The organism is Lacibacter sediminis (assembly GCF_014168535.1).
Classification (GTDB): domain Bacteria; phylum Bacteroidota; class Bacteroidia; order Chitinophagales; family Chitinophagaceae; genus Lacibacter; species Lacibacter sediminis.
This window is the reverse complement of sequence record NZ_CP060007.1, coordinates 3,765,384-3,789,999: the sequence shown is the minus strand read 5'-3', so window position 1 is coordinate 3,789,999 and position 24,616 is coordinate 3,765,384. Positions and strand designations below refer to the sequence as shown.

The following is a 24,616-nucleotide window of genomic DNA, read 5'->3' as shown; positions in this document are numbered from 1 at the left end:
CAGCCTTTTTTAATGCTACAAAAAATCCCGGCTAAGGCCGGGACTTTTCTGTCTATATCAAACTTGTTTCTTAATTAATAGCATAACAGTAGGTTCCTGTTCTTGTTGTAAAGAAATCGTAATCAATCCAGCTGTAGCCTGCATCACCCCATCCTGTGCCCCATGAATTCATGATCAGGTATGCGTTTTTAGCGTCATCGTAGCCACAAATAACAATACAATGAGCTAATGATCCTGATCCTGAATAAGTCTTCCATACAAATCCTGCTTTGGCTGCTATAAAAGAATTATCTGCAACAACTGTAATTATGACCGGGTGCTTTTGCGAAATCATGGATTTGATCGCAGCTCTGTCAGTTGTATAAAGCTTTGCATAGCTTGCTATCTTATAGTTGAAGGCTTCAGTAGATTGAGTTGAGCTAGGCAGTAAAGAACAACCGTTGCTGCTACTGTAAGGCATCGATTGATAGGTACAAATACCAGTTACTTTCATAAAGTCAAGTGCAGTTTGCATAGCTGTACCTGAACTGCACTCAACATCAAACTTAACCTGGTTGTATAAAAACTCAGGGCTGAAGATGTTTGTTGAGTTACTGTATGTAGAAGCACCGGATCTGTAATATTGTTCTGCGGAACGGGCAGCGTAACCAACTGCAAAAGCAACGCATGAACCCTCACTTCCCTGGTTACTCACAGGAGGCATTGTTAAACGTACACCTGAGGTTGAAGGTGGTTCAACTACAACAGTATTTATTGTTACTGTAACGGATTTTATTGATTGATTGCCCGCAGCATCTTTTGCTGTTGATGAGATGGTGTGAATTCCGCTTCCTGCGGTATTTGTATTCCATGTATAACTGTAAGATGAGCCCGAAGAACTGCCAACAACAGTTCCATCAATACTGATATTCAGTGAACTCACACCTACATTGTCTGATGCCGAAGCATTGATAGTAATAGTAGTATTTGCATCGTACGAAGCTCCGCTTGTTGGCGAGGTAATGTTAACCGTTGGAGCAGTAATATCACCTGCAGTAACATTATTTACTGAGACTTGTATCGAGCTTGAGCTGCTGTTTCCTTTAGCATCTTTAGCAGTTACCGTTAAAGTATGAGTCCCGTTAGGCACAGTGCCTGAATTCCACACGTTTGTAAAAGGAGCAGTCGTGCTGCTGCTTTTCGCACTTCCATCCACACTTAACGTTACAGAAGTAACCTTAATATTATCAGTTGCGGAAACAAGTATGCTGATTGTACCCGAAACTGAGGCGCTGTTTGCCGGAGACAGAATGCTTACAGTTGGGGCGATGGCATCAGGTTTCCCTTTTGCCGCAATTCTTGAAATAGGAATGTTCTCAATTAAAGCTCCGGATTGAAGGAAGCCCGATGATACAATTACAGGCACATTTGCTTGTAATGCAGAGTCATCATCTACAACACCTCCATTACGGGTTTGCAGAATTTCTGTTTGCTCTTCGGGTGACTGGGATGATTTTTCTTTTGAACAGGATGCAGCCAAAACAGTAAGTACAAGCAGCATCGGCAAAGCATAGTAGCGGATTGCGGTTTTCATTGACGGATTTTTTAGATATGTTCGAATAAATAATGACTCTTGTAAAATATTTTCACAGAATTCTCAGGTGAAAATCGGATGCATGTAAAAAACAAGTCCTTGCTGATGGGGGAATGGTTCTTCGGAAGGGGCGGATATTGGGCTATTGATTCTGCTGTAAAATTAAACAACCACAATTTGTCATCCAAGTTTAAGCACTAGGACAAACTACTACATTTTTGTAGTGAAAAAACGAATAATTACGATACGAGACCTTGGGTTTTCTTCTCAGAAAATGTAATAACCAAGTGGTTAGAGTTACCCGCTCAGAGTTTACCATTATTTTGTTCTAAAGTCTTTATAGTCTATCTAAAAATCTGCATTAGTCTGTGTACAGAGTCGTATTATACCAGAAAGATGTGGGTCGTTTAAACTCTTCTTTCACCTGATCCTGCAGCAGGAACAATATAGCTTAATAAACAGATGGGGTAGCCGGGAAAGTAGCAGTAAGGAAACCTCCCTTTAACCCGGTAAACCCTGCTTTAATAGCGGTATAATGACTAAGCTTTGGCCTTAAAACCCAGGTAACGGGAAAAATGAGGGCTTTTTGCTCTTTTTTCTGGAAAAAACTTTCCCAAACTTTTTGCAGGGAACATTTCAAACCCTACCTTTGCGCTCCCAATTGAAAATTTGGGACAGATCTTATGGCTCAACGTATCAGAATAAAATTGCAATCATACGACCACAATCTGGTCGATAAATCTGCAGAAAAAATCGTGAAAACGGTTCGTAGTACAGGTGCAGTAGTAACAGGACCTATTCCTTTACCTACTCGTAAAAGAATCTTTACTGTATTGCGTTCACCACACGTTAACAAGAAGAGCCGTGAGCAGTTCCAACTGTGCACACATAAGCGTTTGCTGGATATTTATACCAGCAGCAGCCGTACAGTTGATGCGTTGAGTAAGTTAGACTTACCAAGCGGTGTTGACGTAGAAATTAAAGCATGATGATTGTCCGCCCTGCGGACCACTCGTCTATAGTTCTTATAAATAAGTAATCATTTCATCTCTCAATACAACTTCGGTCTGTAAAAAAGAGCTCTGAATTTCAAAAACATTCTCAACCCAAAGTTGAGGAACATATAAACTAGCCCTTCGTGGTTAGTTTACCATCGGTACTTCCGATCCAAAGTGGAAAAAAGGAAAAGGTCGATGGTAAACGGGGATTGAATGACGCCGCCAGCGTCATGTCTCAACAACCTTACAGGGCATAAACTGTAAACAAATGAAAGGTATTATTGGTAAAAAGATTGGCATGACCAGCATCTTCAGTCCCGATGGTAAACAGCAGAGCTGTACCATCATTGAAGCTGGCCCCTGTGTTGTTACACAGATCAAAACTCAAGACGCTGATGGATACAGCGCACTTCAATTAGCTTTTGGCGAAAAGAAAGAAAAGAACACTACCTCCGCTGAAAAGAATCACTTCGCAAAAGCAAACACTTCTCCTAAGAAATTCGTAAAAGAATTCCGCAACTATTCTCTCGAAAAAAATATTGGTGAAACTATCACAACAGACATCTTCGCTGAAGGCGATAAAGTTGAAGTTGTGGGTACTACAAAAGGTAAAGGTTTCCAGGGTGTTGTAAAACGTCATGGTTTCCACGGTGTAGGCGGTCAATCGCACGGTCAACATGATCGTCAGCGTGCTCCCGGTTCACTTGGTAACTCTTCTGATGCTTCACGTGTAATGAAAGGTATGCGTATGGCTGGCCGTATGGGTGCAGACAGAGTGAAAGTAAAAGGATTGAAAGTGTTGAAAATTTTCCCTGAAAAGAATTACATCCTTGTGAGCGGTTCTGTACCAGGTTATAACGGTTCAATCGTATACATCCAGAAGTAATCACTAATTAATTAAAGAAGTCATGCAAGTAGACGTTTTAAATAAATCAGGAAAAGCAACAGGTCGTACGATCGAATTACCGGAAGAGATTTTTGGTATCGAACCCAATGACCATGTTATTTACCTCGCTGTAAAGCAATACCAGGCAGCACAACGCCAGGGTACACACAAAGTAAAGACACGTGCTGAAGTAAAAGGTGCAAGCCGTAAACTTCACCGCCAGAAAGGTACAGGTGGTTCACGTAAAGGTAATATTCGTAACCCTTTGTATAAAGGTGGTGGTACTGTGTTTGGGCCTAAACCACACGGTTACGATTTCAAATTGAACCGTAAGGTGAAAGATCTGGCTAAAATGGGAGCTCTTTCTTATAAAGCAAAAGGAAATGCAATTGTTATAGTTGAAGATTTGACTTTTGATACTCCTAAAACAAAAGAATTTGTAAGCGTGTTGAGCAACCTCAACATTGCAGGTAAGAAAGCACTGGTTGTTATCCCTGATTATAACGATAATCTTTACCTCAGCCTCCGTAACCTTCCTAAAGTGGTGGGTACTTTGTTAGCTGATGTAAATACATACGATCTCATCAACAGCGATGTACTCGTATTAACTGAAAGCGCTGCTAAAGTTTTTTCTGAAGAAGAAGCTGCAGCTTAATTGAATCATTGAACTGAATAAACAACGTCCAGATGAGACAGAGTGAAATATTAATAAAGCCGATTGTTTCTGAAAAAAGCAATCGTTTAACAGAAAAGAAGAACACATACGCTTTCCGTGTTGGTCGTAAAGCAAACAAGCTTGAGATCAAAAAAGCAGTAGAAGAATTCTACAACGTGAAAGTTGCTGATGTTCACACAATGGTAGCTCCCCGTAAAGCGAAGAACCGTATGACCAAAGCCGGTTACATCCAGGGTAGCAAACCAGCGTACAAAAAAGCATACGTAACAGTTGCTGAAGGTGAAGCAATTGACCTGTACGGTACAGTGTAATAAGAAACAAAGAATGGTAGATCAACTACCGCAAAAGTTGAACAATAAAAGTTTTTAAAAATGGCATTAAAAAAATACAAACCGGTAACCGCAGGTACCAGATGGAGAATCGGCAATGCTTATGCTGAGCTCACCACTGATACTCCTGAAAAGTCTTTGCTTGAAAACGTAAAGTCTACAGGTGGCCGTAACGCTCAAGGTCGTCGTTCTATGCGTTACATTGGCGGCGGTAACAAAAAGAAATACCGTGTAATTGATTTCAAACGCAGCAAGAAAGATGTTCCTGCTAAAGTAGCATCTATTGAATATGATCCGAACCGTACAGCTTTCATCGCATTGCTGAATTACGTGGATGGTGAAAAACGTTACATCATTGCTCCAAACGGTTTACAGGTTGGTGCAACAGTAGTAGCGGGTGATGCAGTAGCACCTGAATTAGGTAATGCTCTTCAAATGAAGAACATGCCATTGGGTACTAACATTCACAACATTGAAATGCAGCCTGGTCAAGGTGGTAAGTTGGTACGCAGTGCAGGTACAAGCGCACAGCTCACTAACAAAGAAGAGAAGTATGCTGTATTGAAAATGCCAAGTGGTGAATTGCGTAAAGTACTCATCAACTGTTATGCAACAGTAGGTGTAGTAAGTAACAGCGATCATAGTTTGGAAACAGCTGGTAAAGCCGGTGTTAACCGTTGGAAAGGTATTCGCCCACGTAACCGTGGTGTTGCGATGAACCCAGTTGATCACCCGATGGGTGGTGGTGAAGGCCGTAGCAGTGGTGGTCACCCACGTAGCAGAACCGGTAAGTATGCAAAAGGTGAGAAAACTCGCTCTAAGCATAAAGGTTCTAACAAGCTCATCATCCAACGTAAGGATGGTAAAAAACTGGCGAAGTAAACTTGAAATCGAAAAACTTAAAATCGAAAATATAACATGGCTCGTTCGATTAAAAAAGGTCCTTATGTAGCAGCTCACCTCGAAACAAAGGTGCTCGCTATTAACGAGGGTAAATCAAAGAAAGGTGTAATTAAGACATGGAGCCGCCGCTCTACAATTACCCCGGATTTTGTTGGTCACACTTTTGCGGTGCACAACGGAAACAAATTCATCCCTGTTTATGTAACCGAATTCATGGTAGGTCATAAGCTTGGTGAATTTGCGCCAACAAGAAACTTTAAAGGACACTCAAGTAAGAAAATATCTTAATGGTGAAAGGTAAAAGGAAGATTCTATACTCTTCACTTTAAACCATCAACCAAAAAATAAAGAAATGGAAGCAGTAGCAAAACTCAGAAATTATCCCACATCGCCCCGCAGAATGCGTCTGTTGGCTGATGAGATCCGTGGAATGGATGTTGAAAAAGCGTTGGCTTTACTGGATTTTCATCCACAACATTCCGCTACACCACTTGGTAAACTTTTAAAAAGTGCTATCAGCAACTGGGAACAAAAGAATAGCGGACAAAGTGCAGCTGATTCATCATTGATTGTAAAAACAATCTTTGTTGATGGTGCACGTATGGTAAAACGTTTACGTCCTGCACCACAGGGCCGTGCTTACCGAGTAAGAAAGCGCAGCAACCACGTAACTATTATCGTAGACAAAAAATTAATTGATTAAATCTTATAAACCATTCTATGGGTCAGAAAGCAAATCCAATTGGTAACAGGTTAGGGATCATCCGCGGATGGGAGAGTAACTGGTATGGTAGCAAAAAAGACTATGCTGGTAAGTTGATCGAGGATAACAAGATCAGAACTTATCTCAATGCCCGTATCAATAAAGGCGGTATCGCTAAAATTGTGATTGAGCGTACACTCAACAAATTGATTGTAACTATTCACACATCTAAGCCTGGTATCATTATCGGTAAAGGTGGTGGTGAAGTTGATCGTATTAAAGAAGAGTTGAAGAAATTGACTGGTAAAGATGATGTACAGATCAACATTTTGGAAATCCGTCGTCCGGAAGTAGATGCAACAATTGTTGCTGATACAATCGCACGCCAGATCGAAAACCGTATCAACTACAAGCGTGCTATTAAAATGGCAATTGCTTCTGCAATGCGCATGGGTGCTGAAGGAATTAAGATTAAAGTTTCAGGTCGTTTAGGTGGTGCTGAAATTGCACGTACTGAAGAAATCAAACAAGGCCGTACGCCATTGCATACTTTCCGTATGGATATTGATTATGCTAACCTGTTTGCATTAACAGTGTATGGTAAAATTGGTATCAAAGTATGGATCTGTAAAGGTGAAGTATTGACCAAGCGTGATCTTAACCCCAACTTCATTGGTGGTAAGAGCGATGTGAGCGATCGTAAAGATCGTCGTGAAGATGGTGGTGGCGACAGAAGAGGCGGTGACAGAAGAGATGACCGTCGTGGTGGTGGACAAGGTGGTGGCCAACGCAGAGACAGCCGTAAAGGATAATAATCAAGTACGAATTACGAAGTAACAAGTACAAAGAAAACAACAAACAGTAACAAGAAATATATTAAGCAATGTTACAGCCGAAAAGAACAAAACACAGAAAATCACAGAAAGGACGTATCCGTGCTGTGGCGAAGCGTGGAACCAGCATTTCATTTGGTTCTTATGCTTTGAAGGCCTTGGAACCTGTATGGTTAACCAACCGCCAGATTGAAAGTGCCCGCCAGGCAATGACACGTGCGATGAAGCGTGAAGGTAATGTGTGGATCAGAGTGTTTCCTGATAAGATCGTAACCCGCAAGCCTGCAGAGGTACGTATGGGTAAAGGTAAAGGTAACCCCGAAGGTTGGGCGGCCATTATCGAACCAGGACGTATTTTGTTTGAAGCGGATGGTGTACCTGAAACAGTTGCTAAAGAAGCAATGGAACTGGCTGCACAGAAGCTTCCGATAAAAACAAAATTCATTGTACGCAGAGACTTGGTTGCGTAATTAAAAAGTTGAACTGATTAAACTGATTAACATGGCAAAGACAACTGATTTTTTAAAGAGCATAAAAGAGCTGAATGTTACAGATCTCACTGCACGTATCAAAGAAGATGAGCAGCGTTTGAAGAAGCTCGAATTTGCACACGCTATTTCTCCATTGGAGAATCCGGTGAGCATCCGTGGCTTACGTCGTGACGTTGCCCGTTTGAAAACTGAGTTAAGAAAAAAACAAATGGGTATCTGATTGACCCTAATCCCTGACGGGGAATAAAGATAAAAAGCAAAAAAATGTTAGAAAGAAATTTGCGTAAAACAAAGACAGGTGTAGTAACCAGCAGCAAAATGGATAAAACCATTACTGTAGCTGTTGAACGTAAGGTGAAGCACCCTATTTATGGAAAGTTCGTAAAGAAAACGACCAAGTTCCATGCTCATGATGAAAAAAATGAGTGCGGTATTGGCGATACAGTGAAGATCATGGAAAGCCGTCCGCTCAGCAAAACAAAGCGCTGGAGACTGGTAGAAGTAGTAGAAAAAGCGAAATAACCAATTCTGTCGTAAGCTTTAGGCGAATAGCCGCAAGCCTCTGCAACCAATAAAATTTTTAAATACTCTGCGTAACAACAACGGGTTAAAAGTTTAAAGAAATGATTCAGCAAGAAAGTAGATTAAACGTAGCCGATAATAGTGGTGCTAAAGAAGTGCTTTGCATCAAGGTATTAGGAAACAGCGGCCAGGATTATGCTAAGATTGGCGATAAGATCGTAGTAACTGTAAAGGATGCATTACCAGGTGGCGGTATCAAAAAAGGTACTGTTGCAAAAGCTGTAATTGTACGTACTAAAAACAAGTTACGTCGTAAGGATGGTTCTTACATCCGTTTTGATGATAATGCAGTTGTAATTCTTAACGCTTCTGATGAGCCTCGTGGTACACGTATCTTCGGGCCGGTAGCAAGAGAGTTGCGTGATAAAGGTTACATGAAGATCATTTCATTGGCACCTGAGGTATTGTAATGAGTGATGAATAATCAGTGATGAGTTTTGAACTGATTATTGAAGAGTGCGACGCAACAACAGATGATAAATGTACCGTAAGCCGGTAACAACATAAACAACAATCTCTAACTGAGATAAAGTAAACGACAATGAGTAATAGATTTAAACCCAAGTTTAGCATCAAGAAAGGCGATTCAGTAGTTGTAATTGCCGGTGATGATAAAGATGTAAAGAAGCCTCGCATTGTTCTGGAAGTATTTCCTGACGCTGCACGTGTATTGGTTGAAGGTGTAAACATCGTAACCAAACACACAAAGCCGAGTGCTCAAAATACAAAAGGTGGTATTGTAAAGAAAGAAGCTCCAATTCACATCTCTAACGTGATGTTGTGGGATGGTAAGCAAGCCACTAAAGTAAAGCGTACCCGTGAAACAGGTAAGCTGGTAAGGGTTTCAAAAAAATCAGGTCAGCCTGTAAAATAATTTAACGAAGGTTAAAACAAGAAGAAAATGAGTACTGTAAAATATACACCCCGTTTGGCAAGCAAGTATCAAACAGAAGTTATACCTGCTTTAATGAAACGTTTTGGTTACAAAAGCATCATGCAGGTTCCAAAGCTGGAAAAAATCTGTTTGAACCGTGGCGTAAACGGTGCGGTGAACGATAAGAAACTGGTTGATATTGCAATTGATGAACTTACTACCATCACTGGTCAGAAAGCAGTTGCAACAATGTCTAAGAAAGACATTTCAAACTTTAAGCTCCGTAAGAACATGCCGATTGGTGCACGTGTTACTTTACGTGGTGTAAACATGTACGAGTTTCTCGACAGATTGATCTCTGCATCTTTACCACGTGTACGTGACTTTAAAGGTATCAACGATAAATCATTTGATGGTCGTGGTAACTACACAATGGGTGTTACTGAGCAGATCATCTTCCCTGAGATCGATATCGATAAAGTGAATAAGATCACCGGTTTGGATATCACTTTCGTAACTACTGCTTCTACTAACGAAGAAGCATATGAGTTGCTGAAAGAAATGGGAATGCCATTCAAAAATGCTAAAAAAGATCAACAATAAGTTATGGCTAAAAAATCAATTACAGCCCGTCAACAAAAAAGAGAAAAAAAGGTAGCTCAGTATGCTGAGAAGCGTGCTGCTCTTAAAGCTGCTGGTGATTATGCTGCTTTGGATGAACTTCCAAAAAATGCGTCGCCTGTACGTTTGAAGAACCGTTGTCAATTGACTGGTCGTGGAAGAGGTTACATGCGTTACTTTGGAATATCACGTGTAATGTTCCGTGACATGGCACTGAATGGTAAAATACCAGGTGTTAAGAAAGCGAGCTGGTAATAACAGCCAACCCCGAAAGGGAAGTTTGTGCAGGTATTGAATATGATGCACAAAGCAACAAATTTTTAAATCATTCAATTAAAGAATAAAATGGTTACAGATCCTATTGCAGATTTTCTCACTCGTGTTCGTAATGCGCAGATGGCAGGTCACAGAATTGTAGAGATTCCTGCTTCAAACCTCAAAAAGCGTATGACTGAAATTTTGTACGATCAGGGGTATATCTTGAAATATAAATTCGAAGACGACAGCAAACAAGGCGTTATTAAAATTGCCTTGAAGTACGATCCACAAACACGTGTACCGGCTATTCAATCATTAGAGCGTGTAAGCCGTCCGGGTTTACGTCAGTACTCTAAGCCTGAAGATTTCCGTCGTGTTAAGAATGGTTTGGGTATTGCTATCATCAGTACATCTAAAGGTGTAATGACCGATAAGCAAGCGAAAGCAAGCAATGTAGGTGGTGAAGTTCTTTGCTATATCTACTAAGAAGTAAAAGTTGATGATACATTAAGCTGAACTATACTAAGCTGACCGGTCAACAACAAATCAAAATAAATTAAAACGAATAAGTTATGTCTCGTATAGGTAAAAATCCGGTTACAATTCCACAGGGTGTTACTATTACACTCGGAAAAGATAACGTGGTTACAGTTAAAGGACCAAAGGGCGAATTGAAAGAATCAATTGATCGTGATATTACTGTAGAAGTAAAAGATGGTGAAGTAACATTCAACCGTCCAACTGATCAGGGTCGTCACCGTGCGATGCATGGTTTATACCGTTCACTTGTTTCAAACATGGTGAAAGGTGTAACAGAAGGTTTCGAAAAGAAACTTGAACTGGTGGGTGTGGGTTATAAAGCAGCAAACCAAGGTAACATTCTTGATCTTGCTTTAGGTTATTCACACAACATCATCGTTGAAATACCTAATGAATTGAAAGTAGCTACTGCCCAGGAAAAAGGTCAGAACCCTACGATCACACTCACTGGTATTGATAAACAATTATTAGGTGCTGTTGCTGCTAAGATCCGCAGCTTGCGCAAGCCTGAACCATACAAAGGAAAGGGTGTGAAATACGTTGGTGAATACATCCGTCGTAAAGCAGGTAAAGCAGCAGGTAAATAATCATTAAACTAAGTTCCTGGCAGAATCAGGAATATTAAATACAGAAAGATGAAAACAGATAACAAATTAGTCAGAAGGCAAAAGATCCGCTACTCAATTCGCAAGAAAGTAGCAGGTACTAATGTGAGACCACGCCTGAGTGTGTTTCGCAGCAACTCTGATATTTATGTTCAGTTGATTGATGATGTTACAGGTGTAACTATTGCAGCTGCATCATCAAAAGACAAAGAGATTCTGGCACAGAAAGTAACGAAAATTGAGAAAAGCAAACTGGTTGGTGCTGCTATTGCACGCAAAGCAACTGAGCTGGGTCTTTCGGCTGTTGTGTTTGATCGTGGTGGTAACTTATACCACGGCCGTGTAAAAGCGGTAGCTGAAGGCGCACGTGAAGCAGGTTTAAATTTCTAATCAATTGTAAACATTTAATAAAGCATAAATGTCGAAAGTAATTGTAAACAAAGTAAAAGCAGGTGACCTGGAACTGAAAGAAAAAGTAGTTGCCATTAACCGTGTTGTTAAAACAACAAAGGGTGGCCGTGCCTTCAGTTTCTCTGCAGTAGTTGTGGTAGGAAATGAAAATGGCGTGGTAGGTCATGGTTTAGGAAAAGCCAAAGAAGTACAAATGGCCATTCAGAAAGGAATTGAAGATGCGAAGAAAAATCTCATCAAGGTTCCGGTTATGAAAGGAACTATCCCTCATGATCAATTAGCAAAAGAAGGTGCTTCTAAAGTATTGATCAAACCTGCTGCACACGGTACAGGTGTAATTGCCGGAGGCAGCATGCGTGCTGTATTGGAAAGCGCTGGTGTTACCGACGTATTGGCAAAATCACTCGGATCGGCTAATCCTCACAACGTAGTTAGAGCTACTTTTAAGGCTTTAGCAATGTTGCGTGAACCAATCGCCGTATCGAAAGTGCGTAGCCTCGGATTAAAAAGAGTATTTAACGGATAATTGAATACAGTCGAACGTCGTGAGCCGGCAGTCGACAGTCAAAAAAGACTGAGATATGAAAAAGATAAAAATCACTTTAGTAAAGAGTCCAATTGACAGACCTGAGCGTCAGAAGCAAACACTGAAAGCGCTTGGTTTGAACAAAACAAACTCAAGCAAAGAAGTTGAAGGAACTCCACAGGTTTTAGGTATGATTCACAAAGTGAGCCATCTCCTGAAAGTTGAAGAAGTAGCTTAATTTGAATAGTTGATGATGAGCCAATTTGAAAATTCTGGTTCTTTCATTTTCAACGCTTCAAATTCACAAATTTTCAAATTATTAATGCGAGGGGTGATTCCCCGAAAGTTCAAAATCAATTAAAGATGAAACTGCACAATTTAAGACCTGCTGAAGGTTCTACACACAAAGAAAAACGTTTAGGTCGTGGTGAAGCATCCGGTAAGGGTGGTACTTCTACAAAAGGTAACAAAGGTGGACAGAGCCGTGCCGGTTACAAAAGCAAAATGGCACACGAAGGTGGTCAGATGCCAATTCAACGTCGTGTTCCAAAGCGTGGTTTCAAAAACCCGGATCGTGTTGAGTACCGTGTATTCAATCTCGGACAAATTGAACAACTTGCTGAAAAATATGGTATCACTGAGGTTTCTGTTGAAAACCTGTATGTGAATAATTTAATCAGCCGTACAGACAAGGTGAAGATCCTTGCTAATGGTGAGATCAAAACAAAACTTACGTTCAAAGTAAACGCACTCAGCGAAAAAGCAAAATCTGCTATTGAAGCTGCCGGTGGTTCTGTTGAAATTGTAAAGTAATTTTTCCCGATATTTGCCCGACGCATGAAAATGCGTCTTTTTTCTTTTCAGCAAATTTTTAAAAAGATTTTTTCCAGTGAAAAAACTCATACAGACCCTAAAGAATATCTGGAGCATTGAAGAGTTGCGCAATAAAATTGTGTACACTCTTTTGTTGTTACTGGTTTACCGTGTGGGTTCACATATTGTTTTGCCAGGTGTTGATCCAAACGGATTAGAGCAATTAAACACAAAAGCTAAAGAAGGTATCCTCGGTATATTTGATTCATTTGCAGGTGGTGCATTTTCGAGTGCTTCCATTTTTGCATTGGGTATCATGCCTTATATCTCTGCATCTATCTTTATGCAATTGATGAGCATACTTGTTCCTCAGTTACAGAAAATGCAGAAAGAAGGTGAAAGCGGCCGCAAGAAGATCAATCAATGGACACGTTACCTCACAGTAATTGTTACTATCTTCCAGGCAAGTGCTTATGTAACTTATTTAAAGAGCCCTGAAATTGCAGGTGCTGCTGTTATTCCTTCATTCAGCCCATTCTTCTGGTTATCTACAACGATCGTTTTAACTGCAGGTACATTGTTTGTAATGTGGTTGGGCGAGCGTATTACTGATAAAGGTTTAGGTAACGGTACGTCACTCATCATCATGATCGGTATCCTTGCACGTTTCCCTGCGTCTATTGCTGCGGAATTTGATGCAAAGAGTGGAAGTGCAGGTGGTGGTTTGATCCGTTTCATGATCGAGATCGCTGTACTTATTGCAATCATCATGGGATTGATCATTCTTGTACAGGGTGTACGCAAGATCGCAATCAACTACGCAAAACAGATCGTTGGTAACCGCCAGTTTGGTGGTGCACGCCAGTTCTTACCAATTAAAGTGAACAGCTCCGGTGTAATGCCAATCATCTTTGCTCAGGCGATCATGTTCCTGCCTACATTGCTTACAGGCTTCAATGCTACAAAAGGTATTGCAGCTACGTTGAGCGATCATGGTAATATCTGGTACATGATTATTTATTCAATTCTTGTAATTGGATTCACCTTCCTTTACACAGCCTTGATCTTTAATCCAAAGCAGATCGCTGATAACCTGAAGCAGAATAATGGTTTCATTCCGGGTGTAAAGCCTGGTCAGCCAACTGCTGATTATATTGGCCAGATCATGGATCGTATTACATTGCCGGGTGCGGTGTTTCTTGCGATCGTTGGTATCTTACCGGGTATTGCAAAGAATCTCGGTGTAACAAGTGGTTTCTCTACCTTCTTCGGCGGTACATCACTGTTGATCATGGTAGGTGTTATCCTTGATACACTCCAGCAAATTGAAACACATTTGTTGATGAGACAATACGATGGCTTGATGAAGGGCGGAAAGATACAAGGACGCCAGACCGTATCTTCCTCAGCTATTTAATAAACAGAATAACATATAAGAAACCCTGGCCGTAAAGCCGGGGTTTTTTCAATAAAAGATTTATGATCCATTATCGTTCACCATTAGAAATTGAATTGATCCGCAAAAGCGCATTGCTTGTTGGTGATGCTCTGGCAGAAGCTGCTAAAATGCTGAAGGCAGGAATCACCACCATGCAGGTTGATGCAAGGGTTGAACAATTCATACGTGATAATGGTGCTGTGCCTTCGTTTAAGAACTATCAGGGCACATATCCATTCGCAACATGTATTTCAGTGAATGATGCAGTAGTGCATGGTTTTCCTACAAATAATGTGTTGAAGGATGGTGATATTGTTTCTGTTGATGTAGGTGCATTCATGAACGGTTATCATGGCGACAGTGCTTACACATTTATTATTGGAAGTACAAGTGATGAAGTGAGGAAGTTGTTACGGGTAACAAGAGAATCGCTTTACAAAGGCATTGAAAAAGCTGTGCATGGTAATCGGGTAGGCGATATTTCATTTGCCATCCAGGATTATACAGAGAAGCAAAACGGTTATGGTGTTGTGCGTGAATTGGTGGGACATGGCTTAGGTCGTAATCTTCATGAAGATCCGCAAGTGCCTAACTACGGAAAGAGAGGAACAGGGTCAAAATTAAAAGAAGGTACGGTGATCGCTATTGAGCCAATGATCAATCTCGGAAAGAAAGAGATCTATCATGATCAGGATGGCTGGACGATCCGTACAGTAGATGGTTTGCCATCGGCACACTACGAACATGATGTATGTATCAAGAAGGGAAAGGCTGATATACTTTCATCGTTCAGTTCTATTGAAGCTGCTGAGAAAGCCAATACAAATCTTGACTCATCTTACTACTGATTGCACAAATCAGTAAATTACACTTCTAATAAAAGTGTATGATGCGAAAAATAATATTCATGAGTGTTGCAATGTGCTGCACTCATTTTTTATTGGCCCAAAGCCCGGATGTATTAAAGATCAGGCAATACAGGCAAGCCAATGAACATGCCATCATTTCCGAATTTGTTTCTTTTCTTAAGCTACCAAACATTGTAGGCGATTCAGTAGGCATCTATAAAAATGCTGCATTCATAATGGATGCAATGAAGAAGCGTGGAGTTACAAATATCCAACTACTCACACCCGCATCAAACAAAGCCGTACCTGCTGTTTATGGAGAAGTAATAACACCGGGTGCAACGCAAACAATTATTTTCTATGCGCATTACGATGGTCAACCGGTGAATGCAGCGCAGTGGGCAAAAGGATTATCTCCATTTGAACCAAAGCTGCTTACTAATTCACTTGAACAAAGTGGAAGTGTTATTGAATTTCCAACGGCTGATAGAGCATTTGATCCGCAATGGAGAATTTATGGAAGAAGTGCAAGTGATGATAAAGCCGGTGTTATGGCTATACTGAATGCATATGATGCAATTTTAAAATCAGGCATGAAGCCTACCGTGAATATCAAATTCTTTTTTGAAGGCGAAGAAGAAAAAGGTTCTGATTTTCTTCATGAAATTTTACAGCAGTACAAAAACTTATTGCAAAGCGATCTCTGGCTTTTTTGTGACGGACCGGTTCATCAATCGGGTAAAAAGCAAGTGGTGTTTGGTGTAAGAGGTGATGCACATGTGGAAGTAACAGTGTATGGTTCTAAACGGCCGTTACATAGTGGCCATTATGGGAACTGGGCACCAAACCCCGCCATGATGTTGGTGCAACTACTAGCATCAATGAAAGACAAAGATGGTAATGTTACAATCAAAGATTTTTATGCTGATGTAATTCCATTGAGTGAAATGGAAAAGAAAGCATTGGCAGCAGTACCACCGGTGGATGAGCAAATGAAAAAGGAGTTAGGTTTCAGCAAACGTGAAATGAAAGACTACAACCTTGCCCAATCAATCGGATTGCCATCACTTAACATCAATGGAATAAACAGTGCCAATGTTGGTAAAAATGCAAGTAATGTAATACCAACAACTGCAACAACAGTTCTTGATCTTCGCATGGTTGCCGGGAATGATTGGAAAAAACAGCAACAGCTTGTGGTTGAACATATCAGGAGTCAGGGATACTATATTACAACTGCAGAACCAACAGAAGAGGAGAGAAGTAAGTACGATAAAATTGCAAAGATTACATTGAGCAGTGGTTACAATGCGCAGAAAACCCCAATGGATCTGCCGATTGCAAAAAAGATCATTGCAGCAGTACAATCAACAACTACTGAATCCATTGTGCTGATGCCAACAGCGGGAGGAAGTCTTCCCTTGTTTTTGTTTGAACAATACCTCAATGCAAAAACAATTTCTGTACCCATTGCTAATCATGATAACAATCAACATGCAGAAAATGAAAATATCAGGTTGTTGAATTTCTGGAACGGAATTGAAACAATGGCTGCTTTGATGATGATGAAATAAAACGAATGTCAGGAGAAAAAAATCAAAAACGCTTAGTAGTGATCGGCGGTGGTGCCGCAGGTTTTTTCTGTGCAATAAACGCAGCACGAATGAATCCTGCATTGCAGGTAACTATCCTTGAGAAATCAAGTAAGTTATTATCGAAAGTAAAAGTGAGTGGTGGTGGAAGATGCAATGTAACACACGCCTGTTTTGAATTGCAGGAGATGAGTAAACGTTACCCTCGTGGAGAACATTTTGTACGTAAAGCATTTCATCAATTCTTTACAACCGATACAATTAAATGGTTTGAAGAAAGAGGAGTGAAACTGAAAGCAGAAGCCGATGGAAGAATGTTCCCTGTTACTGATTCATCACAAACGATCATTGATTGTTTGATGAAAGAAGTAAATGCAAACAGAATAGAAGTGCTGATGAACAGGGAGGTGAAGAAATTGAAAGTGGAAAATGGAAAATGGAAAGTGGGATTAAGTAACGATGAAAATATGGAAGCAGATTTTGTTTGCATTGCAAGCGGTGGTTTTCCCAAGCTGCAACAATTCGACTGGTTGAAAGGAACAGATCATACCATCATTTCACCGGTACCTTCTTTGTTCACCTTCAATATGCCGAAGCATCCGATCACAGAATTGATGGGCGTGGTAGTGCAGGAAGCAACGATTAAAATTCAGTCAACCAAATTAAAGAACACCGGGCCATTGCTTATTACACATTGGGGAATGAGCGGACCATGTGTATTGAAACTATCAGCATGGGGTGCAAGAGAATTACAGGAACGTAATTATGATTTCACCATCAACGTGAATTGGCTAAACGATGCAAAAGAACAGGAACTAAAAGATGAGCTGCAGTTGATACGTAACACGAAAGGTTCACAAAAGATAGCTAACAATAATCTTTTTCAATTGCCCAACCGTTTATGGTTATTCCTGTTACAGCAAGCAGGAATAAAAGATGAATGGCGTTGGGCCGATGTTCCTGCTAAAGAGCAGAACAAACTCATTCAGCTTTTATGCAACCATGAATTTCATGTGAAAGGCAAAACCACCTTTAAAGAAGAGTTTGTAACTGCAGGCGGCGTTGATCTGAAACAGGTTGATCCAAACACAATGCAAAGTAAACTGCATCCCAATTTATTTTTTGCCGGTGAGATACTTGATGTAGATGGTGTTACCGGTGGCTTCAACTTTCAACATGCATGGACGAGTGGTTTTATTGCCGCAAAAACCATTGCTGCTATGTCGCTGAATTCCCAATAAGCTGCACAGATATAAACTTATTCGTCACGGATAATAAATAAAAAAATATCTCAGCTTTTTTATAGCTAATTAGCAGTACGGTTTGATGAAAAACAGCTCTATAGGTTTATTGCCGGAGTGATTTTTATCAGTCTTGTACTTGTTCAAAAAAACTATCTTTAGCTAAACCCAAATGCATGTCGTCCCGTAGAAATTTCATCCGAAATCTGTCAGCAACAACAGGTGTTTTTACTTTTCTTCCTTTTACCAATTCATTGTTTTCAAAAGAAGCAGAACAAAAATATCATCAGTTCAAACAACTCTCTCCCCACGATGCAATGACGGATGAAGACTTTTGGGGATGGGTAAAGGAGCAGTACACCGTTTCGCCAAATTTGCTTGATCTCAACAATGGTGGTGTAAGCCCGCAACCGAAAATTGTGCAGGATGCACATATACGTTTCTATCAATTCAGTAATGAAGGGCCGTCGTATTATATGTGGCGAACATTGGATGAAGGCAGAGAAGGGCTGCGAACAAAGTTAGCTGAGCTTGCAGGTTGTGATGCAGAAGAGTTGGCGATCAATCGAAATGCAACAGAAGGATTGAATACCGTCATCTTCGGATTGAATTTAAAAGCAGGAGATGAAGTGGTATTGACCAAACAGGATTACCCCAACATGATCAATGCATGGAAGCAGCGTGAAAAAAGAGATGGGATAAAATTAGTGTGGTTGAATCTTGAACTGCCCATTGAAAATGAAGACGAGATCGTTCGGCAATATGTAAATGCGTTTACATCTAAAACAAAGATTGTACACGTGACTCATCTTATAAACTGGACGGGGCAAATACTTCCTATTCGTAAAATTGCAGATGAAGCACATAAACGTGGTATTGAAGTAATAGGAGATGGGGCACATACGTTTGGTCATACTGATTTCAAGATACCTGATCTCGGATGCGATTACTTCGCTACTTCGTTACACAAATGGCTATGCGCTCCATTCGGCAGCGGCTTGTTATGGATCAAAAAAGAAAAGATCAAAAACATCTGGGCTTTGCTGAGTGCCGTAGAACCGGATGGTGCAGATATAAGAAAATTCGAGTCATTGGGAACACGTTCTTTTGCCAGTGAAATGGCTATTGGTAATGCAGTTGATTTTCACAATATCATTGGCTCAAAACGAAAAGAAGAGCGACTTCGTTATTTAACTGATTACTGGATCGATAAAGTAAGCGATCTGAAAAAAGTATCGTTCCTTCAACCCAAAAATAAAAAGTTCTATTGTGCTATTTCCAATATTGCCATCGAAGGAATGAAGCCGGGAGAGGTTGCCAAAAAGTTACATGATAAATATAAAATTCATACTGTTTCCATTGATTGGGAAAATATTCATGGCGTAAGAGTAACGCCCCATGTTTACACCTCAACAAAAGATCTGGATAGGTTAGTAACTGCTATCAGGCAGATAGGAGGTTGATGCTGCAACCATTTGGTATATTAATTGCTCTTATTAACTTGCACCTGATCTTTAATTGGCCATGAACAAAAAATACACGTATGAAACAATTTTTTACTCTCATTATTTTTCTACTGGCAGGAGCTATTGGTTTTGCCCAGGGCAAAAGCAAAGAAAAAACCAAGGATAAGCAAAAGCCTGATAAAACTGTTCAAACAACGAACGGTAACAATAATCAGAACAACGGACAGAACCCTGCTAATACACAACAAAACGGTAACAGCAAAGTAAGAAAGAACATTCCCACAAAAGTAGGCAGCGCTTTTGCCGGTGAATATCCGAATGCAGTAAATGCAACCTGGACAAAGAACCGTGGTGATTGGACAGTTGTATTTGGTAATGGCGTATGGCGTTCAACAGCAACTTACCATAGTAATGGCGAACGTGTTGACACCAGAACACCCATGGCAAGAGAACAGGCTCCACGCCCGGTATTGGATGAAATTCTGCGTCGCTTTCCAAAGGGAAGCCCAACAGATGTGATCAAGATCGAAAAGCCAAAGAACCCGAGCCTTTTTCAGATCATTATGGAGCAGGCAGGTAAGAAAAGAACTTTTGTGTTTGATGAAAGAGGTAAGCTGGTGTCTGAACAATAAAATAACAGTAAGTGAATAAACGCCACCACGGTTTCCGGGTGGCGTTTTTAGTTAACGGTAACTCCATCATTGGATTTTTCCCTTACTTTGCCACACTTAAGTTTATTACCGGATGTATATTTTTACCAAGATCCTGGCAAAGTTTTATTTTTTGATTTTCTGCAAACGGCTGAGTATTTATAATCCAGACGCAACAAAGATCGTAACTCCCATGGTACTGGGCGTGAATCATCCCAACTCATTTCTTGATGCTGTTATAGTTGGTACCGTCATGGACCATCGTGTGCATTTTATTACAAGAAGTGGTGTGTTCAAAAATCCGATTGTAAGAAAGATATTACGTTCAGTAAACATGATTCCCATTTATCGTATGAGCGATGGGAAAGGTCAGCTTGCAAATAACGATGCAACATTTGAAGAAGTAAGAAAGATCCTGCAACGTGGCGAACATGTGCTCATATTTGTAGAAGGATTTTGCAAACACCAAACAACGTTACAACTACCCCTTAAAAAGGGTGCACCACGTATGTTGATGCAGGCATGGGCCGATGGACTGGATGTAACTTTTTTACCCGTGTGGATCAGGTATAATTCATTTGTTGACTTTCCCAAAACGTTTGATATCAATTTTGGAAAGCAATTTGGTAGAGAAGTGATCTCGGCAAATATGGAAAGCGGTTTAGCTTCAGTAGCTATCAATAAAGCCGCAGAAGTGCAGTTGCAGGAATTATCGGAGATAACCAATGCTGATAGCAGCATAAAAATTCCAAAGCCTTTGCTTTTCATTCCTGCCATATTGGGTGTACTTACTCATATCCTTTTCTATTTTCCTTTAGAACGTCTTGCATGGAAATTGCGTGGTGAACAGTACTATGATAGTATTCTTTTTTGCCTGATGGCATTTTTGTATCCTCTCTACTTATTGTCTATTGCTGCATTGCTGTGTTGTTTTGTTGGAGGATGGTGGGCACTTGCTTCAATAGTAGTTTTGCCATTGCTTGCAAAAAGTTATGTGATGTGGAAATAGTGAACAGTATGGCGATTCAGTTGTAAATTGTATAAATAACAGCAATGATCACAAACACTCGTCATCTTGCCATTTATCAGCTTTTGTTTTTTGCATTCATGATCACCATGAATGCACTGGCCAATGGCTTGCCGTTGAATGGTTATACAACAGGCGAAATAAGTGCCATGTATCCGAACCTGTTTGTGCCGGCTGGTTTTACATTCAGTATATGGGGTGTTATTTATTTACTCTTACTGGGCTATGTTATTTTCAGTTCGTCTGTTTTATGGAAGCAGAATGATGCAGATGCGATGATGCCTGTTGTAAAAACAGTTGCTCCGTATTTTATTCTTACCTGTGCGTTGAACGGGGTGTGGATCATTATGTGGCACCTGTTGTTAATTGAATTGTCATTGCTTTTTATGTTGTGGTTTTTAGGTACGCTCATCCTGATCTATATAAAAATGCAACCGTACAGATCAAAACTAAACGGTGTAAAAAGCATGTTCCTTTATGTGCCGTTTGTTGTTTATCTCGGTTGGATTAGTGTAGCAACTATTGCCAATACAACGGCTTTATTGGTTCATTATAACTGGAATGGCTTTGGCGTTGATGCAGTGATGTGGAGTTGTATCATGATCACTATAGCAGCATTGCTTGGAGCGTTCTTCTCGATCTTTCGCAGAGATTTTTTCTATACGCTTGTTGTTGCATGGGCCTTTTATGGAATTTCTGTTTCACAAAAAGAGTACAGTGAAATTGTAACTATTGCTTATGGCGGCATTGGTCTTTGTCTTTTGATGATTGTGATTGGTTTGATCAGAACAACAAGGATTAAAGAAGCTTAAGCTTTGTTGTTTCAATTACTCATGCTGAATTTCTGACAACATAAGTTTTTCCAATCCGGTCATGTAAGGCTCTGTATTTTGGATCATTTAACAGGAAGATCATTTCAATCATGTAAATAACAAATACGCAGGCAGCATAGATAACCGCAATTATTACTTCCGGAGTAAAATAACTGGCGAATCCTGTAAAATCGCCCAGATCGGATGATTGTGATTTGAGGTAACTGTTTAGATCAATACCAAAAGAAACAAACTGCAAACCAATGTAAATGATATTGCGAAGAATAACATTGCTGATGGTGGGTGGCTGTAACTCATAATTCACGATTTTTATCTTCAACAACATTTTACCAAGTGTCGCCCCGTACTTATATTCAAGAAACAGGTTATAGAACAGGGGAACAATTGCGGTTACAATCAGCAGCACAAGACTGTTCTCCAGTTCTGCAAGTGAAAGCCTCAGCAGGTACGCAAAAACTACAAGAATAATTCCATCAATAAGCAGTGCGCCAAAGCGTGGCCAGAATCCAACATAGCTGTACTGTGGTTCTTCAAAATCGTTGAGCAAGTTTTCCATTTGTTCCATAGTTCATAAAAATAAGCCAGGCGGTCCATACTTGCGGCAGGCAGCTTTAGGTATGCCATACTTGTTAAGGGGCTTGAAATTTATCACTCTGCAATAATTATGGCATACCTAGGTAACACACTGAAAATCAGAATTCGGGACCACGAAGCGAGTCCCGATAGCGATCGGGATAAACTGTGGCAACAGGCGATTCCATGAAATACCGGAGCCGATCACAAAAAATGCCTTTCCTCTTCAAAAAAACCAAGCTCAAAACCCTTGCCCCAACAGCTTTTTAGCCTACATTTGCACCCCCGAATCAACTAAACAAATCGGGGCTATTTTATGTCAGAAAATCAAATTGTTAACTCAAACGCTGATGCACAGGAGAACGTGGAAGCAACACCAGTTGCCGAAACATCTACAGCGACAACAAAGGCACCTGTAATTGAGCAAACTGCTCATGATGATTTTGACTGGAGCGTTGACAAACGTAACGTTGCCATTTACACACAGGAAGAGCGTGAAAAGTACGATTCAGTTTATGATGGTACTTTCAAGCAGGTAAACGATGCTGAAATTGTTGATGGCCAGGTTGTGGCATTAACAAAAACAGATGTTGTAGTAAACATTGGCTTTAAGAGTGATGGTCTCGTTTCTTTGAACGAGTTCCGTGATTTACCAGGTTTAAAAGTTGGTGACACTGTTGAAGTAATGGTTGTTGAGAAAGAAGACAGGGAAGGTCACTTACATCTTAGCCGCAAGCTTGCCCGCATTACACGTGCATGGGAGCGTATTATGGAAGTACACAAAACTGGTGAAATTGTTACCGGTACTGTTACAAGCAAAACGAAAGGTGGTTTGATCGTTGATGTATTTGGAATGGAAACATTCTTACCAGGTTCACAAATTGATGTGAAGCCTGTAACAGATTACGATCAGTTTGTTGGTAAAACAATGGAGTTTAAAGTGGTGAAGATCAACGAAACCATTAAGAACGCTGTTGTAAGTCACAAAGCATTGATCGAAAGCGATATTGAAGCACAACGTGCGGTGATCATGGGCAAACTGGAAAAAGGTCAGGTACTGGAAGGTACGATCAAGAACATCACTGATTTCGGTGCGTTCCTTGACCTCGGTGGTGTTGATGGCTTGTTGTATATCACTGATATCAGCTGGGGCCGTATCAACCATCCTACAGAAGTGTTGAAGATGGATCAGAAATTGAACGTTGTAGTTCTCGACTTCGATGATGATAAGAAACGTATCAGCCTTGGTCTGAAACAATTGACTCCTCACCCATGGGATACACTCAGCGAATCAATCGTTGAAGGTAACACGGTGAAAGGTAAGGTTGTAAACATTGAAGACTATGGTGCATTCCTGGAAATTATGCCTGGTGTTGAAGGTCTGGTTCACGTAAGTGAAATCAGCTGGGCTAACACGCCGGTTAATGCGAAAGAATTCTTCAAAATGGGTGATGAGCATGAAGCCAAGATCGTTACACTTGATAAAGACGCTCGTAAGATGAGTCTTTCTATTAAGCAAATGAGCCAGGATCCATGGAGCACTATTGAAGATTCATTCCCTGTAGAAAGCAAGCACAAAGGTTTAGTGAAGAACATCACTCCTTACGGTGTGTTTGTTGAATTGAAAGCAGGTATCGGCGGTATGATCCACATCAGTGATCTTAGCTGGACCAAGCGTTTCAACCACCCAAGTGAATACACTAAGGTTGGACAGGATATTGAAGTAATGATCCTCAGCATTGATAAGGAAAATCGCAAACTCCAGTTAGGACACAAACAACTGGAAGAAGATCCCTGGAATGCATTGGAAGAAACATTTGCAATCGGAACTGTTCATGAAGGTCATGTAACAAGAAAAGACGATAAAGGTGCAATTGTACAATTACCTTACGGTATTGAAGGTTTTGCTCCTAACCGTCACCTGAACAAGGAAGATGGCAAACAGGTAATGGCAGACGAAACTGCACAGTTTGTCGTGATCGAATTCGATCGTAACGAAAAGCGTGTTGTAATCAGTCATGCACGTATCTGGGAAAAAGCAATTGCTGACGAGAAGAACGCTGAGTTCAAAGAAAAACAAGCTGATGCTGTACGCACCAAGAAAGCGGTGAAAGAAGTACAAAGCAAAGTGGAAAAAACCACGCTTGGTGACTTAGGTGTTCTCGCCGATCTGAAGAAGAAGCTAGATGGCGGTGCTGAAGAAAGCAAGAGCGCAGAATAAGACAGTTATAACTGATCTTTATACGGCCCATCGTTGAAAAACGATGGGCTTTTTTGTTGTGAATGGTGAATACGCAATCGGACATATCCAATGAATCGTTGGAAT

Annotated in this window: 32 protein-coding genes; 30 read left to right on the top strand and 2 right to left on the bottom strand. The window is 40.5% G+C overall.

The genetic code is table 11. The features are described from left to right. Positions 1-70: 70 nt before the first annotated feature. Complete coding sequence (locus tag H4075_RS16060; RefSeq protein ID WP_182801845.1) at positions 71-1,573, bottom strand: Ig-like domain-containing protein; 1,503 nt, start codon at positions 1,571-1,573, stop codon at positions 71-73. A gap of 683 nt (positions 1,574-2,256) precedes the next feature. On the opposite strand from H4075_RS16060, the gene rpsJ reads away from it, so the two are divergent. The 29 genes from rpsJ (at position 2,257) to H4075_RS15915 (ending at position 21,696) form a co-directional block, all read left to right on the top strand. Then, positions 2,257-2,562, top strand: a complete 306-nt coding sequence (gene rpsJ / locus H4075_RS16055; RefSeq protein ID WP_129132889.1) for a 30S ribosomal protein S10 — start codon at positions 2,257-2,259, stop codon at positions 2,560-2,562. 277 nt (positions 2,563-2,839) lie between these two features. Continuing rightward, positions 2,840-3,457 (top strand): 50S ribosomal protein L3, encoded by a 618-nt coding sequence (rplC, locus tag H4075_RS16050; RefSeq protein WP_182801844.1) that lies wholly within the window; start codon positions 2,840-2,842, stop codon positions 3,455-3,457. A 22-nt stretch (positions 3,458-3,479) separates the two neighbouring features. Further along, the gene (rplD, locus tag H4075_RS16045) at positions 3,480-4,112 is read left to right on the top strand and encodes a 50S ribosomal protein L4 (RefSeq protein WP_182801843.1); all 633 of its coding nucleotides are present in this window, start codon (positions 3,480-3,482) and stop codon (positions 4,110-4,112) included. Between the two features lie 32 nt (positions 4,113-4,144). After that, on the top strand, positions 4,145-4,444 hold the full coding sequence (rplW, locus tag H4075_RS16040; protein WP_182801842.1) for a 50S ribosomal protein L23: 300 nt from the start codon (positions 4,145-4,147) through the stop codon (positions 4,442-4,444). Between the two features lie 60 nt (positions 4,445-4,504). Beyond that, the gene (gene rplB / locus H4075_RS16035; protein ID WP_182801841.1) at positions 4,505-5,344 is read left to right on the top strand and encodes a 50S ribosomal protein L2; all 840 of its coding nucleotides are present in this window, start codon (positions 4,505-4,507) and stop codon (positions 5,342-5,344) included. Positions 5,345-5,380: 36 nt separating this feature from the next. Beyond that, positions 5,381-5,653, top strand: a complete 273-nt coding sequence (rpsS, locus tag H4075_RS16030) for a 30S ribosomal protein S19 (protein WP_182801840.1) — start codon at positions 5,381-5,383, stop codon at positions 5,651-5,653. A 64-nt stretch (positions 5,654-5,717) separates the two neighbouring features. Next, positions 5,718-6,068: a 50S ribosomal protein L22 gene (rplV, locus tag H4075_RS16025; RefSeq protein WP_182801839.1), complete on the top strand. Its 351-nt coding sequence runs from the start codon at positions 5,718-5,720 to the stop codon at positions 6,066-6,068. 17 nt (positions 6,069-6,085) lie between these two features. Next, the gene (gene rpsC / locus H4075_RS16020; protein WP_182801838.1) at positions 6,086-6,880 is read left to right on the top strand and encodes a 30S ribosomal protein S3; all 795 of its coding nucleotides are present in this window, start codon (positions 6,086-6,088) and stop codon (positions 6,878-6,880) included. 71 nt (positions 6,881-6,951) lie between these two features. Next, the gene (gene rplP, locus H4075_RS16015; protein WP_182801837.1) at positions 6,952-7,371 is read left to right on the top strand and encodes a 50S ribosomal protein L16; all 420 of its coding nucleotides are present in this window, start codon (positions 6,952-6,954) and stop codon (positions 7,369-7,371) included. Between the two features lie 31 nt (positions 7,372-7,402). Next, a complete protein-coding gene (rpmC, locus tag H4075_RS16010; RefSeq protein WP_182801836.1) occupies positions 7,403-7,612 on the top strand; it encodes a 50S ribosomal protein L29 in 210 nt (69 codons plus the stop codon). A 44-nt stretch (positions 7,613-7,656) separates the two neighbouring features. Then, complete coding sequence (gene rpsQ, locus H4075_RS16005; protein ID WP_182801835.1) at positions 7,657-7,914, top strand: 30S ribosomal protein S17; 258 nt, start codon at positions 7,657-7,659, stop codon at positions 7,912-7,914. 101 nt (positions 7,915-8,015) lie between these two features. After that, positions 8,016-8,384 carry a 50S ribosomal protein L14 gene (gene rplN / locus H4075_RS16000; RefSeq protein WP_129132878.1) on the top strand — a complete coding sequence of 123 codons (369 nt, stop codon included), beginning with the start codon at positions 8,016-8,018 and terminating at the stop codon, positions 8,382-8,384. 131 nt (positions 8,385-8,515) lie between these two features. Beyond that, the gene (rplX, locus tag H4075_RS15995) at positions 8,516-8,848 is read left to right on the top strand and encodes a 50S ribosomal protein L24 (protein ID WP_182801834.1); all 333 of its coding nucleotides are present in this window, start codon (positions 8,516-8,518) and stop codon (positions 8,846-8,848) included. Between the two features lie 27 nt (positions 8,849-8,875). Continuing rightward, positions 8,876-9,451 (top strand): 50S ribosomal protein L5, encoded by a 576-nt coding sequence (gene rplE, locus H4075_RS15990; protein WP_182801833.1) that lies wholly within the window; start codon positions 8,876-8,878, stop codon positions 9,449-9,451. A 3-nt stretch (positions 9,452-9,454) separates the two neighbouring features. Continuing rightward, entirely contained in the window at positions 9,455-9,724 is a 270-nt protein-coding gene (gene rpsN / locus H4075_RS15985) for a 30S ribosomal protein S14 (RefSeq protein ID WP_182801832.1), read from the top strand. A gap of 90 nt (positions 9,725-9,814) precedes the next feature. Further along, positions 9,815-10,213 carry a 30S ribosomal protein S8 gene (gene rpsH / locus H4075_RS15980; RefSeq protein WP_182801831.1) on the top strand — a complete coding sequence of 133 codons (399 nt, stop codon included), beginning with the start codon at positions 9,815-9,817 and terminating at the stop codon, positions 10,211-10,213. A gap of 86 nt (positions 10,214-10,299) precedes the next feature. Further along, positions 10,300-10,854 (top strand): 50S ribosomal protein L6, encoded by a 555-nt coding sequence (gene rplF / locus H4075_RS15975; RefSeq protein ID WP_182801830.1) that lies wholly within the window; start codon positions 10,300-10,302, stop codon positions 10,852-10,854. Between the two features lie 48 nt (positions 10,855-10,902). Further along, on the top strand, positions 10,903-11,262 hold the full coding sequence (gene rplR / locus H4075_RS15970) for a 50S ribosomal protein L18 (protein ID WP_182801829.1): 360 nt from the start codon (positions 10,903-10,905) through the stop codon (positions 11,260-11,262). Positions 11,263-11,290: 28 nt separating this feature from the next. Beyond that, positions 11,291-11,809 carry a 30S ribosomal protein S5 gene (rpsE, locus tag H4075_RS15965; RefSeq protein ID WP_182801828.1) on the top strand — a complete coding sequence of 173 codons (519 nt, stop codon included), beginning with the start codon at positions 11,291-11,293 and terminating at the stop codon, positions 11,807-11,809. A 55-nt stretch (positions 11,810-11,864) separates the two neighbouring features. After that, on the top strand, positions 11,865-12,047 hold the full coding sequence (gene rpmD, locus H4075_RS15960) for a 50S ribosomal protein L30 (protein WP_182801827.1): 183 nt from the start codon (positions 11,865-11,867) through the stop codon (positions 12,045-12,047). Positions 12,048-12,172: 125 nt separating this feature from the next. Next, the gene (gene rplO / locus H4075_RS15955) at positions 12,173-12,622 is read left to right on the top strand and encodes a 50S ribosomal protein L15 (protein WP_182801826.1); all 450 of its coding nucleotides are present in this window, start codon (positions 12,173-12,175) and stop codon (positions 12,620-12,622) included. A 76-nt stretch (positions 12,623-12,698) separates the two neighbouring features. After that, a complete protein-coding gene (secY, locus tag H4075_RS15950) occupies positions 12,699-14,039 on the top strand; it encodes a preprotein translocase subunit SecY (RefSeq protein WP_182801825.1) in 1,341 nt (446 codons plus the stop codon). Between the two features lie 62 nt (positions 14,040-14,101). Further along, the gene (map, locus tag H4075_RS15945) at positions 14,102-14,908 is read left to right on the top strand and encodes a type I methionyl aminopeptidase (RefSeq protein ID WP_182801824.1); all 807 of its coding nucleotides are present in this window, start codon (positions 14,102-14,104) and stop codon (positions 14,906-14,908) included. Between the two features lie 59 nt (positions 14,909-14,967). After that, positions 14,968-16,482: a M20/M25/M40 family metallo-hydrolase gene (locus tag H4075_RS15940; protein ID WP_182801823.1), complete on the top strand. Its 1,515-nt coding sequence runs from the start codon at positions 14,968-14,970 to the stop codon at positions 16,480-16,482. 5 nt (positions 16,483-16,487) lie between these two features. Beyond that, a complete protein-coding gene (locus H4075_RS15935) occupies positions 16,488-17,741 on the top strand; it encodes a BaiN/RdsA family NAD(P)/FAD-dependent oxidoreductase (protein WP_182801822.1) in 1,254 nt (417 codons plus the stop codon). A gap of 176 nt (positions 17,742-17,917) precedes the next feature. Next, the gene (locus tag H4075_RS15930) at positions 17,918-19,204 is read left to right on the top strand and encodes an aminotransferase class V-fold PLP-dependent enzyme (RefSeq protein WP_182801821.1); all 1,287 of its coding nucleotides are present in this window, start codon (positions 17,918-17,920) and stop codon (positions 19,202-19,204) included. Positions 19,205-19,284: 80 nt separating this feature from the next. Then, positions 19,285-19,839: a hypothetical protein gene (locus H4075_RS15925; RefSeq protein WP_182801820.1), complete on the top strand. Its 555-nt coding sequence runs from the start codon at positions 19,285-19,287 to the stop codon at positions 19,837-19,839. A gap of 112 nt (positions 19,840-19,951) precedes the next feature. Beyond that, the gene (locus tag H4075_RS15920) at positions 19,952-20,866 is read left to right on the top strand and encodes a 1-acyl-sn-glycerol-3-phosphate acyltransferase (RefSeq protein WP_182801819.1); all 915 of its coding nucleotides are present in this window, start codon (positions 19,952-19,954) and stop codon (positions 20,864-20,866) included. A 44-nt stretch (positions 20,867-20,910) separates the two neighbouring features. After that, complete coding sequence (locus H4075_RS15915; protein WP_182801818.1) at positions 20,911-21,696, top strand: hypothetical protein; 786 nt, start codon at positions 20,911-20,913, stop codon at positions 21,694-21,696. A gap of 19 nt (positions 21,697-21,715) precedes the next feature. Here the strand turns inward: H4075_RS15915 and H4075_RS15910 are convergent, their stop codons facing one another. Beyond that, positions 21,716-22,273 (bottom strand): RDD family protein, encoded by a 558-nt coding sequence (locus H4075_RS15910; RefSeq protein WP_182801817.1) that lies wholly within the window; start codon positions 22,271-22,273, stop codon positions 21,716-21,718. 333 nt (positions 22,274-22,606) lie between these two features. Between H4075_RS15910 and rpsA the strand changes: the two genes are divergently transcribed. Beyond that, a complete protein-coding gene (gene rpsA / locus H4075_RS15905) occupies positions 22,607-24,511 on the top strand; it encodes a 30S ribosomal protein S1 (protein WP_182801816.1) in 1,905 nt (634 codons plus the stop codon). The last annotated feature ends 105 nt before the right edge of the window (positions 24,512-24,616 follow it).

What these genes read in the sequence shown, in the direction of transcription:
- H4075_RS16060 (WP_182801845.1), bottom strand. Translation starts at nt 1,573, where the DNA reads ATGAAAACCGCAATCCGCTACTATGCTTTGCCGATGCTGCTTGTACTT.
- rpsJ (WP_129132889.1), top strand. Translation starts at nt 2,257, where the DNA reads ATGGCTCAACGTATCAGAATAAAATTGCAATCATACGACCACAATCTG.
- rplC (WP_182801844.1), top strand. Translation starts at nt 2,840, where the DNA reads ATGAAAGGTATTATTGGTAAAAAGATTGGCATGACCAGCATCTTCAGT.
- rplD (WP_182801843.1), top strand. Translation starts at nt 3,480, where the DNA reads ATGCAAGTAGACGTTTTAAATAAATCAGGAAAAGCAACAGGTCGTACG.
- rplW (WP_182801842.1), top strand. Translation starts at nt 4,145, where the DNA reads ATGAGACAGAGTGAAATATTAATAAAGCCGATTGTTTCTGAAAAAAGC.
- rplB (WP_182801841.1), top strand. Translation starts at nt 4,505, where the DNA reads ATGGCATTAAAAAAATACAAACCGGTAACCGCAGGTACCAGATGGAGA.
- rpsS (WP_182801840.1), top strand. Translation starts at nt 5,381, where the DNA reads ATGGCTCGTTCGATTAAAAAAGGTCCTTATGTAGCAGCTCACCTCGAA.
- rplV (WP_182801839.1), top strand. Translation starts at nt 5,718, where the DNA reads ATGGAAGCAGTAGCAAAACTCAGAAATTATCCCACATCGCCCCGCAGA.
- rpsC (WP_182801838.1), top strand. Translation starts at nt 6,086, where the DNA reads ATGGGTCAGAAAGCAAATCCAATTGGTAACAGGTTAGGGATCATCCGC.
- rplP (WP_182801837.1), top strand. Translation starts at nt 6,952, where the DNA reads ATGTTACAGCCGAAAAGAACAAAACACAGAAAATCACAGAAAGGACGT.
- rpmC (WP_182801836.1), top strand. Translation starts at nt 7,403, where the DNA reads ATGGCAAAGACAACTGATTTTTTAAAGAGCATAAAAGAGCTGAATGTT.
- rpsQ (WP_182801835.1), top strand. Translation starts at nt 7,657, where the DNA reads ATGTTAGAAAGAAATTTGCGTAAAACAAAGACAGGTGTAGTAACCAGC.
- rplN (WP_129132878.1), top strand. Translation starts at nt 8,016, where the DNA reads ATGATTCAGCAAGAAAGTAGATTAAACGTAGCCGATAATAGTGGTGCT.
- rplX (WP_182801834.1), top strand. Translation starts at nt 8,516, where the DNA reads ATGAGTAATAGATTTAAACCCAAGTTTAGCATCAAGAAAGGCGATTCA.
- rplE (WP_182801833.1), top strand. Translation starts at nt 8,876, where the DNA reads ATGAGTACTGTAAAATATACACCCCGTTTGGCAAGCAAGTATCAAACA.
- rpsN (WP_182801832.1), top strand. Translation starts at nt 9,455, where the DNA reads ATGGCTAAAAAATCAATTACAGCCCGTCAACAAAAAAGAGAAAAAAAG.
- rpsH (WP_182801831.1), top strand. Translation starts at nt 9,815, where the DNA reads ATGGTTACAGATCCTATTGCAGATTTTCTCACTCGTGTTCGTAATGCG.
- rplF (WP_182801830.1), top strand. Translation starts at nt 10,300, where the DNA reads ATGTCTCGTATAGGTAAAAATCCGGTTACAATTCCACAGGGTGTTACT.
- rplR (WP_182801829.1), top strand. Translation starts at nt 10,903, where the DNA reads ATGAAAACAGATAACAAATTAGTCAGAAGGCAAAAGATCCGCTACTCA.
- rpsE (WP_182801828.1), top strand. Translation starts at nt 11,291, where the DNA reads ATGTCGAAAGTAATTGTAAACAAAGTAAAAGCAGGTGACCTGGAACTG.
- rpmD (WP_182801827.1), top strand. Translation starts at nt 11,865, where the DNA reads ATGAAAAAGATAAAAATCACTTTAGTAAAGAGTCCAATTGACAGACCT.
- rplO (WP_182801826.1), top strand. Translation starts at nt 12,173, where the DNA reads ATGAAACTGCACAATTTAAGACCTGCTGAAGGTTCTACACACAAAGAA.
- map (WP_182801824.1), top strand. Translation starts at nt 14,102, where the DNA reads ATGATCCATTATCGTTCACCATTAGAAATTGAATTGATCCGCAAAAGC.
- H4075_RS15940 (WP_182801823.1), top strand. Translation starts at nt 14,968, where the DNA reads ATGAGTGTTGCAATGTGCTGCACTCATTTTTTATTGGCCCAAAGCCCG.
- H4075_RS15935 (WP_182801822.1), top strand. Translation starts at nt 16,488, where the DNA reads ATGTCAGGAGAAAAAAATCAAAAACGCTTAGTAGTGATCGGCGGTGGT.
- H4075_RS15930 (WP_182801821.1), top strand. Translation starts at nt 17,918, where the DNA reads ATGTCGTCCCGTAGAAATTTCATCCGAAATCTGTCAGCAACAACAGGT.
- H4075_RS15925 (WP_182801820.1), top strand. Translation starts at nt 19,285, where the DNA reads ATGAAACAATTTTTTACTCTCATTATTTTTCTACTGGCAGGAGCTATT.
- H4075_RS15920 (WP_182801819.1), top strand. Translation starts at nt 19,952, where the DNA reads ATGTATATTTTTACCAAGATCCTGGCAAAGTTTTATTTTTTGATTTTC.
- H4075_RS15915 (WP_182801818.1), top strand. Translation starts at nt 20,911, where the DNA reads ATGATCACAAACACTCGTCATCTTGCCATTTATCAGCTTTTGTTTTTT.
- H4075_RS15910 (WP_182801817.1), bottom strand. Translation starts at nt 22,273, where the DNA reads ATGGAAAACTTGCTCAACGATTTTGAAGAACCACAGTACAGCTATGTT.
- rpsA (WP_182801816.1), top strand. Translation starts at nt 22,607, where the DNA reads ATGTCAGAAAATCAAATTGTTAACTCAAACGCTGATGCACAGGAGAAC.